This window comes from Vibrio sp. HS-50-1, assembly GCF_024747315.1.
GTDB lineage: Bacteria > Pseudomonadota > Gammaproteobacteria > Enterobacterales > Vibrionaceae > Vibrio > Vibrio diabolicus.
This window is the reverse complement of record NZ_JAMPZF010000048.1, coordinates 329,526-347,413: the sequence shown is the minus strand read 5'-3', so window position 1 is coordinate 347,413 and position 17,888 is coordinate 329,526. Positions and strand designations below refer to the sequence as shown.

Sequence of the window (17,888 nt, the reverse complement as noted above, 5' to 3'; positions counted from 1 at the left end):
TTTCTATGTCCTCAACTACGACAAGTACACAACCAACACTTGCAAAACAATTATTTACGATGACTTGGCCAATGCTATTTGGCGTTCTATCTTTAATGAGCTTTCAGCTTGTAGATAGTGCATTTATCGGTCAGCTCGGCGTTTTACCTTTGGCCGCTCAAGGTTTTACTCTTCCGTTGCAAATGGTCATTATCGGCATTCAAGTCGGTTTAGGTATCGCCACGACCGCTGTCATTTCTAAAGCGCTTGGTGCGAATGAAAGTCGTTATGCCAAACAGCTCGGTGGCTTAGTTTTGATGATTGGCTCAATCGGTGTAGCCGTTTTTGGAGGGCTAATTTGGCTTTTGCGCTACCCCATTTTATCTCTATTAAGTGCTCCAGAATCTGTGATGCCGATTATCGACAGCTACTGGCCTTGGTGGCTGCTAAGTTCATGGACTGGAGCGGTTTTATATTTTTACTACAGTATTTGCCGAGCTAACGGCAACACCATGTTGCCTGGCACAATGATGATGGTGACCAGCGGTGTGAACCTTGTGCTCGATCCACTATTTATTTTCACGTTTAACTTGGGTATTAACGGAGCCGCAATAGCAACCATCGTTGCTTTTGGGTTTGGTATTTTAGTCGTCGCGCCTCGCGTAAAGAAGAATCACTGGGCAACAACGCAGTGGCAAGACCTCAACGTAGCTAAAAGTGTTGCGTCTATCGGTAACATCATGGGACCTGCGATGATCAGCCAACTGCTGCCTCCGTTGTCGTCCATGTTAGCAACAAAGTTGTTGGCAAGCTTCGGGACCGCAGCAGTCGCCGCTTGGGCGCTCGGTTCACGCTACGAATTCTTTGCTATCGTTTCGGTGTTAGCGCTGACAATGTCTATGCCCCCAATGGTCGGGCGCTTACTTGGCGCAAAGAACTACCAAGATATCCAATCGCTAGTCAGTATTGCCGTAAAATTCATTCTGGGCTTTCAACTTTTGATCGCAGCCATTACGTTTGTCGTCGCAAACCCACTTGCACTACTGATGACCAGTGATGTTCAAGTAGAGCAAGTATTAGAAATGCATTTGCTGATTGTTCCTATCAGCTTAGGTTCACTAGGTGTATGTATGTTGATGGTTTCTCTTTGCAATGCATTAGGTAAATCTTACACCGCGCTCACCATTTCAGCGCTACGCTTGTTTGTCTTTTTCCTTCCTTGCTTATGGGTTGGCGCTCAAATGGGGGGAATCCGAGGTCTACTTTTAGGCGCTTGTATGGGCAACATTCTGGCGGGCATTTCCGCTTACCTAACCTATCGACAAACCATACGTAAACTCGCTGGCGCTCAAGCAAACGCATAACAATACATGGTTAAAATAAAGCCCCTTTGATTGGGGCTTTATCGTCTTGAAATGTTATCGATTTAGGCGAGTTTTAATTCATTGAAGAGCTCAAATAGCTGATTCGATTTATAAGGCTTAGGTAAATAAGCATCCATACCTGCAGCAAAACAGTTGTGAATGTCTTCTTCCAAAACACTCGCGGTGAGCGCAATAATGGTCGTTTTCTCACGCCCGGCTTTCTTTTCCCAACGACGAATTTCTTTCGTCGCGGTCAGTCCATCCATCACCGGCATCATACAATCCATTAAAATTGCATCGAATTCTTCCCCCTTTGTGATGGCTTCCAACGCTTCTTGTCCATTGCTTGTTATCAAATAGTCATATCCTGCTTTATCCAGAAAGAAACTCGCGATTTTCTGATTCATCAAGTTATCCTCCGCGATTAAGATCCTCCTGTGAGAGCGCGACGTTCGATATTCAGACTTTGGAATACTATTAGTGACAGCGTCACTTGAAATGGTTTTTTCTACCTTCGCTAAATCGTCAATGACATGCTTAAATCGATTGCCAAGAAAAGGCAATGTGAGCACAGCATGTACTCTTTCTGCATTGTCGTAGGGAGTGGATAGATGATGCTGACAAATAATCACACGACGAAGATCATACTTGAGTGACAACTCATCTAAGGCTTCATCCGTATTGGAGTCGTCACTATGGCACAGAAATATGACATCAAAGTCATCGTTTATTGCTTTTACTTCATTAACATTATTCGCACCAAAGAGATTGATTTTCGCTAATCGACACTCTTTCAAAAGTTGATCAGCGTAATCGTAATTTGTGCAGATCAAGAGCCCTTTATTTATCACGTCCGAGCGCCAGCCAAACATCGGAATAACGTCAACCTCAATAGAGAATTCAAAGCATGTGCCCACTCCTTTGGTGGATGTCGCTATAAGCTGCCCTCCCATCATGGATACCAGTTGACGACAAATTGCCAATCCCAGCCCCGTTCCACCGAACTGCCTCGACACCCCTTCATCTTCCTGAGTAAAGGGTTCAAAAATCGTCGTTAACTTATCTTGTTCAATGCCTATCCCGGTATCTTCGACTTTAAACATCAGCGTTCCGCGCTCGTTCTCAGGTAACTCGTCATAACTGACATCAACACGTATATGACCGCTTTCGGTAAACTTGACCGCATTCGATACCAGATTCGTGATGACCTGCTTGATGCGATGATCATCAACCATCACTCGAGTTGGAATGTTTTCAGCTAAGTTAATCCCCAACTCTAGCTGTTTAGATGTGGCTTTGGATTGAAATAAAACCATCGACTGGTACACCACCTCTCGGATATCGGCCTCGACTAACGACAACTCCAGTCGACCAGATTCGATTTTAGAAAGATCCAAAATATCGTTAAGCAAGGTAAGTAATGTTTGAGATGAAGAGTCAATGTCATCAACGACTTCTTGTTGATGGGAAGATAACTCACTTTGAGAGAGTATCTCCGTCATGCCCATAATACCGTTTAGGGGGGTACGTATTTCATGCGACATGTTGGCAAGAAATACTGATTTAGCGCGATTAGCAGACACTGCTGACTCTTTAGCATGGAGTATTTCGTCTGTTTGTCTCTGCTTTTCTTCAACCACTCGATTCACTTGCTGAGCGAAAATCGTCAGTTCATCACTGCCATCGACTTTGACTTTCGTCTGTTTCTCTTCATCGTTGATCAGCGCCGTTAAGGTATGAATAATCGCATCTAGTTTGCTATTAACCCGAAACCAAGTGCCAAAGCCAAGCCAGCAAAGCATGACGATAACCAAAATAACGCCAGAGGTAACCATCGCAATATTGGTCTTTTGTTCATGAACTTGTGTTAGGAGCGACTGCTCTGTTTGTTTCGTGAACCCATCAATGAGTACTTGCAAGCGTTGCACACGGAAATCGAGTTCTCTCAAATACGCTTCATAGTCACTACGTGACATGTCCCCTGACATTAATCGCCCACGAGATGCCAAATTTCTCTGATATCTCGGCGACGTAAACAAGCCTAGCAATTTATCAACTTGATCGTATGACCCTCCTAAATTTAAAAACGCATCCAAATTTTGCTGCTGTCGATCAATAGCCTGAAAAAACAGACTCTGACTCAACCGACTCTTAGGATCTTGAACTAGGCGATGTGTCAACCAGGCTTCTTTCTGTGTCCAAAAAGACAGCTGAGCAAGGTAAGCAATAAAATTCTGCATTCGAATGCCGTCCTCACTGCCATACCACTGATGATTTTGTAGCAAAGAGTGCGACATATTTTGAAGCAGTTGAAATGCCCAATCACCAAGGTCATCCATCTCGTCCAACCTACCTGATAATACCCCTAGCATGGCCTCTTTCAGCTCATCAGCATATTCAGCGGTATTGGGGTTACTGACGAATTTTTGATGCATGGAAGAAATAACACCGTCTTGTTCTTCTATATTAAGTGCGGCTGATGCTTGAAGCGTAGGCTGGCGGCGTGCTTTCTCTATGGAGTAAATAAAATGAGAGGCTTGGGATATCAACTGGAAACCTTGGATATTGATTACCGTTTGATTGAGACGGCTTACGCGCAACGCATTGTCAGAAAACTGCTGAACTGCAAAAACCACTATCACCACCGTGGGTAATAGTGCGAGGAGTGCTAAGCGTGTTTTTATTGATAATCTCAACATCCATCAGCCCAATGGTTGATCTCATCCGATTATTTAATACTAGACTAGTTTCTAGCATTGAAAGGCATATACGACATGGTTACTTTAAAACAACATTCACCTACCAAAACCATGGTCATTCCGCTTATTTCGCCATCGGTCAATGAAATGGTAATTGTGACTCGAATCATACTTTTTGATCTTCAAGCTGAGTACAAACAGTGAAGCTTCACTCATACCTAAGATGCACATCACTTTTCATAAAATTCCAAACCATATGTTCACCTATTTCGTTGCCTTATCGAGACAAATCACACAAAAATGCAAACGAATTAACAGTGACAACAAAACTAATTTGAAAACACACATTATCATCGCGAAAAAAGTGGATGACTTTTTAAATGTCAATACGTGAAAACCACCGCTTTAGTCACATTAATTCACCACTAACACGACCTTAACTAGTGTTTTACACTGGATTTAATTTTCCTAGCAGAATAAGGGCTCCGACCTTAGAATCCGCACACATAACTATTACAACCCGATTACATAACCCACCACACTCTTGCACGCTGCCGAAGAGGCAACAGCAGAGAGTATGGTTAGCCCCCAAAACGTGAAAGGTCTAATACAACAATGAGTCCAGAGAAATATCTCCAAGACTGGCAAACTAGCCAAACGATTGCTGAATCTATTTCCCCTCTAATTGGTAAGCTATATCGTCAAAAAGGAATCGAAGTGGTTCTGTTTGGTAAAACGCTTATCAATGCTACTACTATAGACATTCTCAAAACTCATCGCGTTGCAAGACGTTATACAGGCAGCCCACTCTCACTTGAGCACACAATGCCTATCATTCAAGCGCTATGTGAAATGAGCATTTCTTCGTGTCGTGTCGATGTTGGCCAATTGGCAACTAAGTACTGGAATGAGCATGACGATACTGCGTCTTTAAATGATTTCCTTATCACTGCACTTGATGGCGCACGCGATGCAGACTCTTCATTGAAAGCGCGTGATGTAGTTCTTTACGGTTTTGGTCGCATTGGTCGACTACTAACTCGCCTTCTGATCGAGAAAAGTGGCCCAGGTTACCCACTACGACTACGAGCGATTGTGGTTCGTGGCGGTAAAAAAGGCGATTTAGCGAAGCGTGCTAGCTTACTGCGTCGTGACTCAGTCCATGGTCAGTTCAACGGTAGCATCGTGATCGATGAGGAACGTAAAGCTCTGATCGTTAACGGTAACTACATCCAAATCATCTACGCAAACAATCCAAGCGAAGTAGACTACTCTGCTTACGGTATTAACAACGCGCTTGTTGTTGATAACACAGGTGTTTGGCGTGATTCTGAAGGCCTGAGCCAACACTTAGCGTGTCAAGGTGCAGAGAAAGTGCTGCTAACGGCACCAGGTAAAGGCGATATCAAAAACGTTGTATTCGGTGTAAATGAATCAGTTATTCAAGAAGATGACACCATCATCTCTGCCGCGAGCTGTACCACAAACGCAATCACGCCGGTTCTTAAAGCGCTGAATGATAAATATGGTGTCCTTTCTGGTCACATCGAAACCGTGCACTCATACACAAACGACCAAAACTTGATCGACAATTTCCACTCTGGTGACCGCCGTGGACGTAGTGCTTCTCTGAACATGGTTCTAACTTCAACTGGCGCAGCTAAAGCAGTAGCAAAAGCACTGCCAGAGCTAGCTGGTAAGCTAACAGGTAACGCAATTCGCGTACCGACACCAAACGTTTCGATGGCAGTCGCTAACCTAAACTTAGGTGAAGACGTAGACCGTGATTCACTGAACGATTACTTGCGTGAAATGGCGTTGAACTCTGAGCTTTCGGCACAGATTGACTACACCGATTCAACAGAAATTGTATCAACTGACTTAGTTGGCTCTCGCCATGCAGGCGTCGTAGATGGTCAAGCGACTATCGCACAAGACAAGCGTTGTGTACTTTACATCTGGTACGACAACGAATTCGGTTACAGCTGCCAAGTTGTGCACTGTATGGAACAAATGATGGGTGTTCGTTACCAAACATTCCCTCGATAGGTGAACTTTGCTCCACAACGTTAACCACATAGCGTAACGGACAATATCTCATATTTGTTCTAAATAATAAGCGCAAAGCGCATTACTAATATTTTTCCCCGTTTATACGCCTGATCACCCTCAGGCGTTTTTTCATTTCGCTCATTTGACACTCTCCGGACAAAGTGAAGGCTATCATTCATGTTTTGTTCATGTTCACAGCATTAATCTGAACACATGAATTACAGAGAGGTCATGATTATGAATCGGATTATTGTTACCGCACTGGCACTGATTACGGGCTTTTTTACATTAGTATTTAGCTTGATCATTGCGATTCCGTTGACCATCGCAGCATTGATTACAGGCAAGCGTATTGAGAAGCGCGTGAAGAAAATGCAGAAAGAAATGCATGAAGAGTATGAATTCAATACTGGTAAAGCCGATGCTATCGAAGGTGAGTTCGAAGAGGTTCGCCGATAAGTAAATAGAATTTATATAAGTTTCTCTCCCCCGACTGCTCCTGAGAAACTTCTTGCTTTCACCCTGTCTTTACAATGGCAGGGTGCTTTTTTTGAAAAGCACAACGTCAAATAAGCAACTAGCGGCTTATTGTTTTATCTTTGTGTTGTGAGAGGCTGTGTAGCCAGCCTCCCACAAATCACCATCAACACCAGAGTATGGGTTAGATTCTTTCGGGGTCCCATTTTGGCAAGCTTCTCTGCCTTCTCTCTTTATTTCTTCTATGTGATTTAAAACGAAGTCAAAGTGCTGAGGATCAACCTTTTGTAGTAGCGCGTACAAAAGCCCAAAACCAAGCATCGTGAATACAAACAGTTCAAAAAACACCCATATGCTCTTTGTTGAAAGAAATATCCAAGCAACGCTGCAAACACTGGTCAAAATTACTACTAGAGCTAGATTTACTATTCTTTGCATATTGCTCTCTCACCTTCTAAACGGTCATGAAGTCTCTACCCCCTTTCATAGGATAAGTAAGAGGAAAGTCCGTTTTACCCAATAAAGCATTCTCGACTTAATATGCGACACTGTTAGTATTAACGTTAAGTGGCTCTCGTTCTAATTATAACAGTGCGTTGGAAAGCTGCGCTTACTACAAATGATAATGTGAACCAAAGTAACACTATTGATAGTATTAACTTTAGCTGCATTTAGCGTCAAGATTACGTAAATTATATGAGGGTTTACTGAGAGCAGAAAAAGGCAGCCGTCCGGGCTGCCTTTAATATTTTGTTGTCTTTGCAAACTTATACGGTTACGACCACTCGAAGTGCCAATAGCATGAGAACAATCCCTGACAAACGATCAATTAACACTGCTTTAGAACGAATTCTGTCCACCACTTTAGAGCTTGATAACACTAGGGTGATAAAGGTATACCAAAGCCCGTCCACAACAAATGGTGTAGCAACAATGATCATTTGATTGCTCAAATCATTACCTAGCGCTACAAACTGACTGAATAATGCGATAAAAAACAAAGCAATTTTAGGACTTAAAATCGAGATAAAAAAACCTTCTCGAGCAGACTGGCTTACCGTTGTTTCCTCGCCTGACTCCAACTTCGCCGCCACACCGCCTTTCGAACGCAGCGCATTGAACCCTAAATATGCAAGATATGCCGCGCCTGCAAGGCTGATCGTCTTGAACAACATCGGGCTTTGCTGCAAAACAACAGCGAGGCCAATCAGCGTGATAAAGGCATAAACGCCAATTCCAAAAGCGTGTGCCCAAGCCGTTGCCAAACCATTGATGCGTCCACCAGCCAAAGCATGTTTTGCCACAATTGCTAGGCTAGGCCCAGGTGACATAGCGCCGAGTAAACACACGGTAAAAAGTGATAACCAAACTGTTAGTGTCATAAATAACCTCTCTCCATTTGAACTCAATCTATCAATTGAAGAGCTATAATTTGAAATCAAAGTTTCGCATAAAAGTCATGATTTAAAATCATAACTTAATGGATGGAGTATTCCGATATTTTCATCACCGCGTGGATTTGCTCTCGCACCCACTGATGAGCTGGATCATTGTCGTATTTAGGATGCCACATCAGCCAGTATTCATGGGTAGGTGTCTCAAAAGGAAGCGCTTTATGAACCAAAGGCCAGTGCTTGGCCAAATTATTTGCAATGTGCTCCGGAACTACCATCAAGTGGTCACTTGAGACCAAACGATTTACCGCCGCAGAGAAAAAAGGCACTTTAAAGGTAACATGACGCATCAGCCCCCTGTCTTTTAGTGCCATATAAGTACTTGAGTCTTTGTCTCCCCCACCCGTCACTTGAATATGCGAATGACTGATGAGGTCCTCTATAGAAATCGAAGCCTTACCAGCTAAAGGGTGAGACGCCTTCATCAAACAAACTGACTTATCAGAACCAATATTGATGCTAGATACACCTTCAGGCTGAGTGGGATACATAGAAGAAGCAAGATGGATTCCTAACTCGTGAAGCTTATCGATAAAATCTAGTTGCCACAGTCGATACGCCAAATCCAATTGTGGTGCTTGTTCACCTAAGTGAGATGCAATATCGGGCAAAACGTATTGTGCCACGTAATCACTTGAGGCAATAACCAGCTCGCCTTGCCACAGTTGCGGCTCAAAAGGTTTGTCATCGAGTAAATGGTCAAACTCAGCCAGTAACGCATCAAGCTTTGATTTTAATGCTATTGCTCGCGGGGTTGGTATCAGCTGATTACCTTGACGAATAAGCAGTGGGTCACCACACAGATCGCGCAATTGTGCAAGCTGTCGGCTAACCGCAGACTGAGTAATGTGCAAACGTTCTGCAGTTCGGCTGACATGACACTCTTCTAAAAGTACATGCAAGGACCTAAGTAGATTCAAATTGATGTTGTTTAACATACCGGCTCAAGAAGGTTTAATAAATAATGGCACCCATGATGCTTATTTCACAAACTGGTTGCCAGTCGTATTAAAGAACTCAGCTAAAACGGTATGAGTCATGAGGTGCCTTAGCTCTGGGTAACGTTGAATTTGATCTCTGATTTCGTTCAAACGAGTCATCGTAGGTACTTCGACAAAAACCATCATATCCGTTTCACCACTGATTGCATGGCACCATTTTACGCCATCGATTTTGTATAGTTCGTCGGCATATGATTCGCAATAATACGTGGATGTAGATTTATCGAACTTTAGAGCAAAATAAGCACAAATCGAGTCCCCGCCTGAAGAGGCAATTTCAGCGTGATACCCGAGAATCACTTTGTCATGTTCTAGCTTACGAATACGAGCCGTCACCGCAGAACGAGAAAGGTTCACTTTATCCGCAATTTCAGTCACCGACAGCCGAGCGTTGTGTCGGAGAAGATCCACAATCTTGTGATCAAACTTGTCCATATACTTACCAAGCTTTCCTTATTTTTCTCATTCTATACCGATTCTAACTGCATAAGAAACCAACATTTTGTTGGAAATATTTAAAACAACCGTCATATTGACGGTTCAGTAAATCATTTTGTTATTAAGATTTTGGATATGCTATTTGGTAAGCATGAGATGAGCACCGTTATCCATTCAAATAAAAGAGCGATAACGCATTGAAATCAAATACGCTTCTTATGCACTCAGCGCACTAGCGGGCTCATTAAACTCCAATAAATGAGATAATTAGAAGCCACAAGCGTTTTCGTCATAAGTCCTACAACATTGGATGAATCAATTAGCATGGAACAGCTCAAAAAAGACATTTCACTCACATCCGGTATCGCCCAACTATCCACAACATTAATGGGAACGGGGCTTTTTATGATACCAGCCATTGCAGCAGGCATAGCGGGTCATTTTTCACTATGGGCCTGGATTTTATTATTCATCGCCATTTGTCCTATTGCGCTGACTTTTGCCCAGCTAGGCAAGCGATATCCCAACGCGGGCGGAACCGCATTTTTTGTGCGTAAAGCATTTAACGCCAAGCTGGAAAGTAGTGTAGCTTGGCTATTTGTTAGTGTCATTCCGGTAGGGGTTCCGGCCGCGATTGCACTCGCCGCAGGCTTTCTACAGCAAATATTGCCAGAGCCTATTAGCAATAATCTGTTTGCACAAATTCTAACGGTATTACTTCTTGTGTTCGTCAACTTGATGGGCACTAAGTCATCAGGTCATTTACAAACTCTTATTGCTTTGAGTGTCTTTGCGCTCGTTGGCACATTTTTATGGAAAGGTGACGTTAACAGCGCCGATCTCGTGATGCCAGCTATCACACAAGAGTCAATTTGGCCTATTACCGCAGCGCTTGGCGTGATGTTCTGGTGTTTTGTTGGCATAGAGGCTTTTGCTCATATGGGGGAAGAATTCAAAAACCCTCAAAGAGACTTCCCTATCGCCATTATTGTCGGTTGTTTTGTAGCGGGAGCTACGTACTGGGCTTGCTCTGTTGTTATTTTAAAGTTTGGTGCATATGGTAATGCTCAATTCGATAATGCATCGATTCCATGGTTGAGTGCTCAACTACTTGGCGATGGGGCCAAATGGATAATCAGTTTGATCGGCTTCTCCGCTTGCTTCGCGAGCGTTAACTTATACACACAGAGCCTAGCGCGAATGGTCTGGGCTCAAGCTCGGGAACATCGTCCTTACAGCCCACTAGCCAAGATTTCGCGTCGTGGTGTTCCTTTCTCAGCCACCTTATTAGTTGGCGGTGTACTGCTAATATCTTGCGTGATAGGAACGCTATCGCAGCTCGATCTGGAGTTTTTCCTAAAACTAGCAAATAGTGTATTCGTTTTGGTTTACATGTTGGCGATGTTAGCCGCTTATAAATTGCTTCGTGGGTTTGGTAAAGCGCTTGCGGGACTTTCTCTACTGCTTTGTACCGGTGTTTTTATATGTTTAGGCTGGTCAATGTTTTATGCACTTGGCATTTTCACTCTACTTTTACTGCCTTGGAAACAGTGGCGACATAAACGACAAACACGTGTAGTTGAATAGTCACAGCTTCCCATGTCGAAAAATTTGGGCTAAACGTTGGATACCAGCGTCTATGTTCTCTAACGCGATATTGCCATAACCAAGCACGGCACCATGCCAGTGACGTGCTTGGAAACCTGGATGTTCATAATAGCTCAAAGGTCGCAAGATGATCCCTTCATGTTCTGCCAGTTTTGTAAAACGCAGCTCATCCATACCGTTTTGCCATTTCAACGTAATATGAAGTCCCGCCGCTTGGCTAACGACGCAAACACTGTCGCCAAAATGCTGTTGAATGGATAAATGCATCTGTTCATGCTTGGTTTTATATAGTCGGCGCATTTTTCGGATATGGCGCAACAACCCACCCTCGGTAATAAAATCTGCCAACGCTTCTTGAGTGTGCGTCGGTGAATCACCACTTAACGCATCTTTAACCACCAAACATTGCTCTACTAAACGTTCAGGAACCACAAGGTAGCCAAGCCGCAACCCGTTAAACATTACTTTACTGAAGGAACCCACATACAACACACGATCATCTCGACCCATTTGAGCTGCTAGCCCCTGTAAGCTGGTGTAGGGACGATGAGCAAACTGAAATTCGCTGTCATAATCGTCCTCGATGATCCAACTTGATTGCTCGACCGCCCAGTTGATGATCTTCCCTCTTTGCTCGGTATTGAGTGTGGTACCCATCGGATATTGATTACTTGGTGTGATATACAGCGCATCGGCATCGCTTGAGGTCACCGCTTCCACATCAAAACCTAATTTCTCTTTTACGAACAAAGGCTCAAATTGATAGTTTTGGAACTGAATCAACTTCCGCATTTGCGCGTAACCTGGTTGCTCCATCAGAACCTTATCACCTTGTTTGAGCACTACCATCGTCGCAATCGACAACGCTTGCTGCGCCCCAGAGGTTACAATAATGCGCTCTGGAGAACAATTCACTGAACGGCTTGATGCGAGGTAGTCAGCTAAAGCACAGCGCAATGCCCAACTACCCTGAATATCTTGATTCCCCAACAAGCAAGTACGAGACATATGGCGAGTGAGTAACTTTTGCCATTGCGCCATCGGAAATGCGTCCAAATCCGGCACACCCGGTGCAAATGCGCGGTTGATATCAAAGTGAGCTTTCGGTGATGAGTCTCTCTGAACTGAACTAGGTTCAGGCAAGTACTGCTCTGGCAGTTCTACGGCAACATAAAAACCAGAACCTTTTTGGCTGTTCAAGTACCCTTCCGCCACTAACTGTTCGTAGGCAGAAGTCACGGTATTCCTACTTAGATTAAGCTCTTGTGAAAGCTTCCGCGTAGAAGGCAGCTTCCCATTCTTCATCCACAGTCCTTGAACAATTTTCTTGCGAATAGCAAAAAACAACGCTTGCTGACGCGTTCCATCACTGTCTTTTAAATGCAGGTCACCGATATCAATCAAAGACAAACTGGATCCATCCATTAGTTAAAAGTGGCTCTCTTTAAGCTACCAGTTAAACGCTACATTGCAATCAAAGAATGAGGATCAATCGCTCGTAATCGTGAGCAAACAAGGAGAGAAAATGCTATCCAACACCAATAGAACGGAAATTAAGAAAGGCGCACATAAAGCCGTCTCTGATGTTAGCAAACTGCACGCCATCATAGATGAAAGCCTAATCGCTCATATTGCGATAACCAACGAGTCAGGCCCTGTGGTCATCCCTATGCTGGCATGGCGTGTCGATGATTACGTGTATATCCATGGTGCCAACAACAGTCGACTGTTACGCTCACTCAAACAAGGAGTGCAAACGTGCTTAACCTTTACTTTGTTTGATGGTTGGGTATTGGCTCGAAGTGCGTTTCACCACAGTGCGCATTATCGCAGTGCTGTGGTCTTTGGCCAGTTTGAGGTGGTGGAAGATAACCAAGAGAAAGACAGGTTGCTGAATCACTTTATTGAACAGATCGCTCCGGGGAGAACAGAACAAGTCCGTTTGAGTAATGAAAAAGAACTCAAAGCCACCATGCTACTGCGTATCCCGCTCACGGAGGCATCAGTGAAAATCAGCAATTTTGGCGTCAACGACGATGCGGAAGACATGGACATCCCTGTTTGGGCAGGTGTCCTACCCTACCGAACCGTCGTAGGTCCACTGCAAGCTTGTGACGATTTGTATCAAGGTATCGCAGAGCCAGACTACCGCAGTGCCTACTCTAACCGTTGGCAGGAATAAGCACCGTAAAACGTGCGCCGCCTAAGTGACTCTCGCCGACAGAAAGCTCCCACCCCAGTTGCCGCGCTGCACTGGTAGCGATGGCAAGCCCTAAACCAAAGCCTTTCATGTCGGCGTTGCGGCTTTTGTCTAAGCGCGAAAATGGCATAAATACTTCTTCTCGCATCGCCTCAGGGATGCCCGGACCATCATCCTCAATATCGATGCTCCAGCAATCCGCTACCATTCGAATCGTCACCTCAACGCAGGATTCACCGTAACGCATGGCGTTTTGCAATAAATTATCGAGGACGAGGTTACCCAAAGTAGGCTGAAAGTGAATCAATTGGTTCGCGAGTTCATTTTCTGCTCTCAACATGGCGGACTCTAAGCCTAGGTAATTCATGCGGCTTTTACACCAAAGAGGCAGTTCCATGGTTTCAACAGAATCGCTCAAAGAATGGTTTTTCACACTCAAGCGAGACAGCATGACAATGTCGGACGTTAAATCCGTCACTACATCAACGTATCGTTCAATATCGTCATGTAACTCTGCCTGCATTTCACCACTCGTGCGCCTAGCTAAATCCGTCGCTAGCTGAATACGACTCAGCGGAGTGCGCACTTCATGAGGAATAGCTTGAGTAAAGATGTGTGTTTGACGTACTCGTCTCTCAATCTCTTCAGACATGCAGTTGAAGCCTTGGGCGAGCTCTTTCACGGGTTGCGAAAATTGCTTTAGATCGACTCTCGTATTCAACTCACCATAACCAAATTGTTGTTGTGCAGCCGTTAGTTGCCGAATTTGGCGGTCAAGACGTCGTACAGGTATGTAAACCATAATGCCTAAACTGCACACAACAACCAAAAGTAGAGTCAGTATAAATACAATCTCTGAATCTTCATTCCAATCAACATCTGGGCTAAAGAAATCCGTTTTTTCTTTGAAAACTAAACTCTGCGAGGTGTTAGGTAAAGGGAATACCGCAGCATAGGTACTGCCATCAATAAGATAAACAGGTATCCCTTGTATTCGGTACAGTAGCTTACAATCTCGACAAGGCGATGATCCGTCCCAGTTTTCAACCAATGTTAAATCAAAGATAAAGAAATCTTGCTTGCCGTTTTCGGTTAACTTCTTGTAGAGAGAATCCGGAGTGCCTCGTTGCTCAATGTATTGATCGACAAAATAAGCACCATCACTCAAAAAAACGCCGACTTCTGTTTTACGCATGTACTCTTCCCCCATAAAGAGAAACAAAGCAACAGTCAGCGCAAGGCCAGTAACTAACCCCACATATAGACGAGTAAACAGGGAAAACATGCGTCATTTACCTGTCAGCATGTAGCCGTGGTGACGTATGGTCTTAATGGTAGCGGTATGGATATGAGCCTTAGAGAACTTCTTCCTTAGTGAGGATATACGCATATCAATCGAACGATCAGTAATACAGTATTCAATACCTCTGGCAAGACGGCAACATGATTCACGAGATACTGGCTTATCGACATTCAGCATCAGGAGCTCTAAAATTTCAAACTCAGAACTCGTCAAACCAATATCTTTTTGCAAATAAAATGCTTGGGAACGACGAAGACAAAGGCTAATGCCATATCGGCTCAGCTTTTCTTCTTCAACGGTATCAACTTGACGGCGATAGCGACGCAGCGCCGCTTCAATACGGGCGAGAAGGATATTGCCTTTTATCGGTTTGGTAAGGTAATCATCAGCACCGAACTTAAATAAGCTCACCTCGCTCATTTCATCATCGGTTGCAGTCAAAACAATGATAATCCCATGATAAAATTTACGTGCCTCTTGGCATATTTCTGCGCCATTTTTTCCTGGTAACATCAAATCTAACAGCACTAGGTCCGGCTTGAGTTCCTTAATCGTTTCTAATGCATTTTGACCGTTATCGATAACAATTACTGTATAGCCTTCGGCTTCGAGGTACATTTTGGTTAATCGAGCAATCTCAGAGTCGTCTTCTACCAGTAAGATTGTATTGCCCACCATGAATCATTTACTCCACCAATATGATGGAGGGAGTATATCGCTCGTCCTATACTGCGCAACCCACTTAAATGATAATTTTAATAAAAAGCAGGCTTACATACGCTTACAAACCATACATATACGATAATCATAATCATTCTACGCCCCTAAAACCATGCAATAACCTGATGTTTTATTCATTAGCAGAATATAGCTTCACATAAAAATAAAATTCGGAATAAAAAACCACTACACTTTTAAATATATCGAATGATAGTCCTTACCAAAAAACAATATCGATATATATGACTTGGTTTGCTTATATAGACAGGACTTTATGTTGCTTCTAAGTTTCTTGCTCTAATAAAGTCTACGAGTAACATGAAATGAGATATTCCCAATTAACACCTTTAGCCATATTTTGCGCTATAAGTCTAACTGCTTGCGGCGGCAGTGAATCTAATTCGAAACCATCAACAACGACACCTCCAACACCATCAGCGCCAACATTGAGCACTGTCACAATCCCAACTGTCGTTTCTACAGAGCTTCCAGCCAAGTTAAAAGTGGCTGCTGATGCTGGCTTCACCCACTATGTGAAAATCTCCCTTTCTGAAGCAAATAACAATGATACATTTCACATTGTGGCTGTTGATGACGGTGCGAATAATGAAAAAATCTTTCGTGCAGCCAAAATCATCCAACACCTTCTCACAAACCAACCAGACTCTAAGTACGGCGCTGACAAGTCTCGTATCGCTAAGACATTAGCCGAGCGTGATGCCACACTAATGCTGACCGAAAACGACGAACAGAATGATGAGATGTTAACCAGAATCTTCATCAACGAACTGATTCGCCAAGACAAGTTGAACGATGCAGTGACAAACTCGGGCTTAGCACACTCTTTTGATACGAGTTCTCTAGAAAAGTTTGTTGTAAGCATGATGGTACTTAACGAAGATGATATGGATACACTTGTCACATCTATCGTGGCAACATTAGTAAATAGTAAAGAAACACCAAACTGGCTAAGGAACAGCCAATCTCTGATGTATCGAGAACTGACAGTTGAAGGCGATTGCCATTACATGAGTAATTTTGCCGATTACTGTGCCAATCTTGGTAAAAAAGCCGAACGAGACGCCGCTTTTGAAGAAATTTTACACTTGGTCCAAGCGCAAGGTATTGCACCTAACACGGGGACTGCGGCACTGCAAAATGACATTCAAGCTCATGCGTTAAAAATCTATAACGATATTCAAGCGGGCAAACCGACTGTGTGGCGCCCAACTCAGTATGACTGGGACGATTGGAAATCGGACGACTTCGATCCTGAAAGTGTTAAACAAACGGGCCCTTCATATTCTCACGAATACTTTGCTGCCGCTTTTGAAGCTTACATGGGTGTAGCAAAAGCAAACGGACAAGGTTTAGATGGCTACCAAGCGTTAACACGTGAAGAAATGAAAACTCAAGATCCACAAGCCGTTGATTGGATCAGCGGCTTATTCCACGGATACTTGCAATACACCGCGAACATCGACTCTGCGGGCGTCAAACTTTACACAGAAAAGACAAATCCAGGCACAGTGCCTACCTTCCGTATGGCTCCCAACAAAGACGGCTTGATAGAAGCATACACCTACAAATCTCAGTGGCTGACAAGAGTGAAGGTCATTGGCGACGACGCAATGAATGTCATCGGTAATGACCAAGACAATACCTTTGAAGGCAACAGCAAAGACAACAGCATTTATGGTGAAGGCGGCGTCAACACCTATATCGTGCCACACAAACTGGCAGAATGTACCGTTATCAAAGCAAAGAGCGTTTCTGTTAAGTGCCCGAGTACAGGCTCGGATGAGTTGTACGACATTCAAAAGATCCAATTCACCGACCAAATCTTAGATGTAACCGAGCTATAAACGATGAAAAACATGAAGAAACTTACTCTATTCGCTCCCCTACTCCTTGTAGGTTGTGGTGGCCTAGCCGTCATGGATCGTACTGACGCCGTAAAAGCACAACCAGAAATGCTGATCAAAACCGACGGAGATTTTTGGGGATTCGGTGCAGATGGTCATTTTGATTTTGCTGGTAAGTACAAAGGCAACTATTCACGCAGTGCTTCTAACTCAAGTTGGTTTAACCATATCTCTTTCAAAGAAGGTGCGATGGGCGCAGAAGTGACTCGTATCGACAACGGGGAAACTTGGCTTTTGAACTGCACTGGGGGCGGTATGTCGGTTAACTACATGGGCGTCGATTTTGGTGGGAATGATCCTTACACCTGTGACATTACTCAAGATGGTAAAAAAGTCGGTGAGTTTGCGATGGAGCCAAAATCCGCTCTCATCGACATCAGCTTTGAGAAAAAAGAGACTGGCGTAGTGCGTATTGGCAGCACCCACTTTAATGTAGAAACCGTACATACTAGTCCCGACGCCATGATGGCGGTAGACATTCCATTGGGTTATAGCTTTAAGGAAGGCACACAAGAAATTGCCGCCGTACAGACGAACGGTACCATTGCGGTACAAATGCTCCCAGAACTTAGTGAACAAAAAAAGGATGTGATTGCCATCGGCGCTGTTGCAAGTGCACTAAGCTGGCGCCCTAAGAAATAGCTATTACATTAAACAACACCACACAA

Annotated in this window: 15 protein-coding genes; 7 read left to right on the top strand and 8 right to left on the bottom strand. The window is 43.9% G+C overall.

The window, feature by feature from the left end:
• Nucleotides 1-5: 5 nt before the first annotated feature.
• Nucleotides 6-1,343 (top strand): MATE family efflux transporter, encoded by a 1,338-nt coding sequence (locus NDJ01_RS20940; RefSeq protein WP_047008118.1) that lies wholly within the window; start codon nt 6-8, stop codon nt 1,341-1,343.
• A gap of 62 nt (nt 1,344-1,405) precedes the next feature.
• Here the strand turns inward: NDJ01_RS20940 and NDJ01_RS20935 are convergent, their stop codons facing one another.
• Nucleotides 1,406-4,042: an ATP-binding protein gene (locus tag NDJ01_RS20935; RefSeq protein WP_258587276.1), complete on the bottom strand. Its 2,637-nt coding sequence runs from the start codon at nt 4,040-4,042 to the stop codon at nt 1,406-1,408.
• 615 nt (nt 4,043-4,657) lie between these two features.
• Between NDJ01_RS20935 and NDJ01_RS20930 the strand changes: the two genes are divergently transcribed.
• Both NDJ01_RS20930 and NDJ01_RS20925 read left to right on the top strand, forming a co-directional pair.
• Nucleotides 4,658-6,091, top strand: coding sequence for a glyceraldehyde-3-phosphate dehydrogenase (locus NDJ01_RS20930; protein WP_258587275.1), 1,434 nt, complete (start codon nt 4,658-4,660; stop codon nt 6,089-6,091).
• A gap of 240 nt (nt 6,092-6,331) precedes the next feature.
• The gene (locus NDJ01_RS20925; RefSeq protein ID WP_005397748.1) at nt 6,332-6,553 is read left to right on the top strand and encodes a hypothetical protein; all 222 of its coding nucleotides are present in this window, start codon (nt 6,332-6,334) and stop codon (nt 6,551-6,553) included.
• Between the two features lie 126 nt (nt 6,554-6,679).
• Here NDJ01_RS20925 and NDJ01_RS20920 read toward each other — a convergent pair whose 3' ends face one another.
• The 4 genes from NDJ01_RS20920 to NDJ01_RS20905 form a co-directional block, all read right to left on the bottom strand.
• Nucleotides 6,680-6,919 carry a hypothetical protein gene (locus tag NDJ01_RS20920; RefSeq protein ID WP_237308774.1) on the bottom strand — a complete coding sequence of 80 codons (240 nt, stop codon included), beginning with the start codon at nt 6,917-6,919 and terminating at the stop codon, nt 6,680-6,682.
• Nucleotides 6,920-7,338: 419 nt separating this feature from the next.
• Entirely contained in the window at nt 7,339-7,953 is a 615-nt protein-coding gene (locus tag NDJ01_RS20915) for a LysE family translocator (RefSeq protein WP_048624827.1), read from the bottom strand.
• Between the two features lie 95 nt (nt 7,954-8,048).
• Nucleotides 8,049-8,963 carry a LysR family transcriptional regulator gene (locus tag NDJ01_RS20910; RefSeq protein ID WP_258587274.1) on the bottom strand — a complete coding sequence of 305 codons (915 nt, stop codon included), beginning with the start codon at nt 8,961-8,963 and terminating at the stop codon, nt 8,049-8,051.
• A 42-nt stretch (nt 8,964-9,005) separates the two neighbouring features.
• Nucleotides 9,006-9,461: an Lrp/AsnC family transcriptional regulator gene (locus NDJ01_RS20905; RefSeq protein WP_005396378.1), complete on the bottom strand. Its 456-nt coding sequence runs from the start codon at nt 9,459-9,461 to the stop codon at nt 9,006-9,008.
• Between the two features lie 327 nt (nt 9,462-9,788).
• Here NDJ01_RS20905 and yjeH point away from each other — a divergent pair, with 327 nt between their 5' ends.
• Entirely contained in the window at nt 9,789-11,051 is a 1,263-nt protein-coding gene (gene yjeH, locus NDJ01_RS20900; protein WP_005396377.1) for an L-methionine/branched-chain amino acid transporter, read from the top strand.
• On the opposite strand, the gene NDJ01_RS20895 is transcribed toward yjeH, so the two are convergent.
• Nucleotides 11,052-12,497 (bottom strand): PLP-dependent aminotransferase family protein, encoded by a 1,446-nt coding sequence (locus NDJ01_RS20895; protein ID WP_258587273.1) that lies wholly within the window; start codon nt 12,495-12,497, stop codon nt 11,052-11,054.
• Between the two features lie 100 nt (nt 12,498-12,597).
• Here NDJ01_RS20895 and NDJ01_RS20890 point away from each other — a divergent pair, with 100 nt between their 5' ends.
• Nucleotides 12,598-13,254, top strand: a complete 657-nt coding sequence (locus tag NDJ01_RS20890; RefSeq protein WP_258587272.1) for a pyridoxamine 5'-phosphate oxidase family protein — start codon at nt 12,598-12,600, stop codon at nt 13,252-13,254.
• Here the strand turns inward: NDJ01_RS20890 and NDJ01_RS20885 are convergent.
• Nucleotides 13,235-14,557, bottom strand: a complete 1,323-nt coding sequence (locus NDJ01_RS20885; protein ID WP_258587271.1) for an ATP-binding protein — start codon at nt 14,555-14,557, stop codon at nt 13,235-13,237. The two genes, NDJ01_RS20890 and NDJ01_RS20885, sit on opposite strands and share 20 nt — an antisense overlap.
• Nucleotides 14,558-14,560: 3 nt before the next feature.
• On the bottom strand, nt 14,561-15,253 hold the full coding sequence (locus tag NDJ01_RS20880) for a response regulator transcription factor (RefSeq protein ID WP_006741176.1): 693 nt from the start codon (nt 15,251-15,253) through the stop codon (nt 14,561-14,563).
• Nucleotides 15,254-15,618: 365 nt separating this feature from the next.
• Between NDJ01_RS20880 and NDJ01_RS20875 the strand changes: the two genes are divergently transcribed.
• On the top strand, nt 15,619-17,160 hold the full coding sequence (locus NDJ01_RS20875) for a hypothetical protein (protein ID WP_258587270.1): 1,542 nt from the start codon (nt 15,619-15,621) through the stop codon (nt 17,158-17,160).
• Nucleotides 17,161-17,172: 12 nt separating this feature from the next.
• Nucleotides 17,173-17,862, top strand: a complete 690-nt coding sequence (locus NDJ01_RS20870) for a hypothetical protein (protein WP_253644665.1) — start codon at nt 17,173-17,175, stop codon at nt 17,860-17,862.
• The last annotated feature ends 26 nt before the right edge of the window (nt 17,863-17,888 follow it).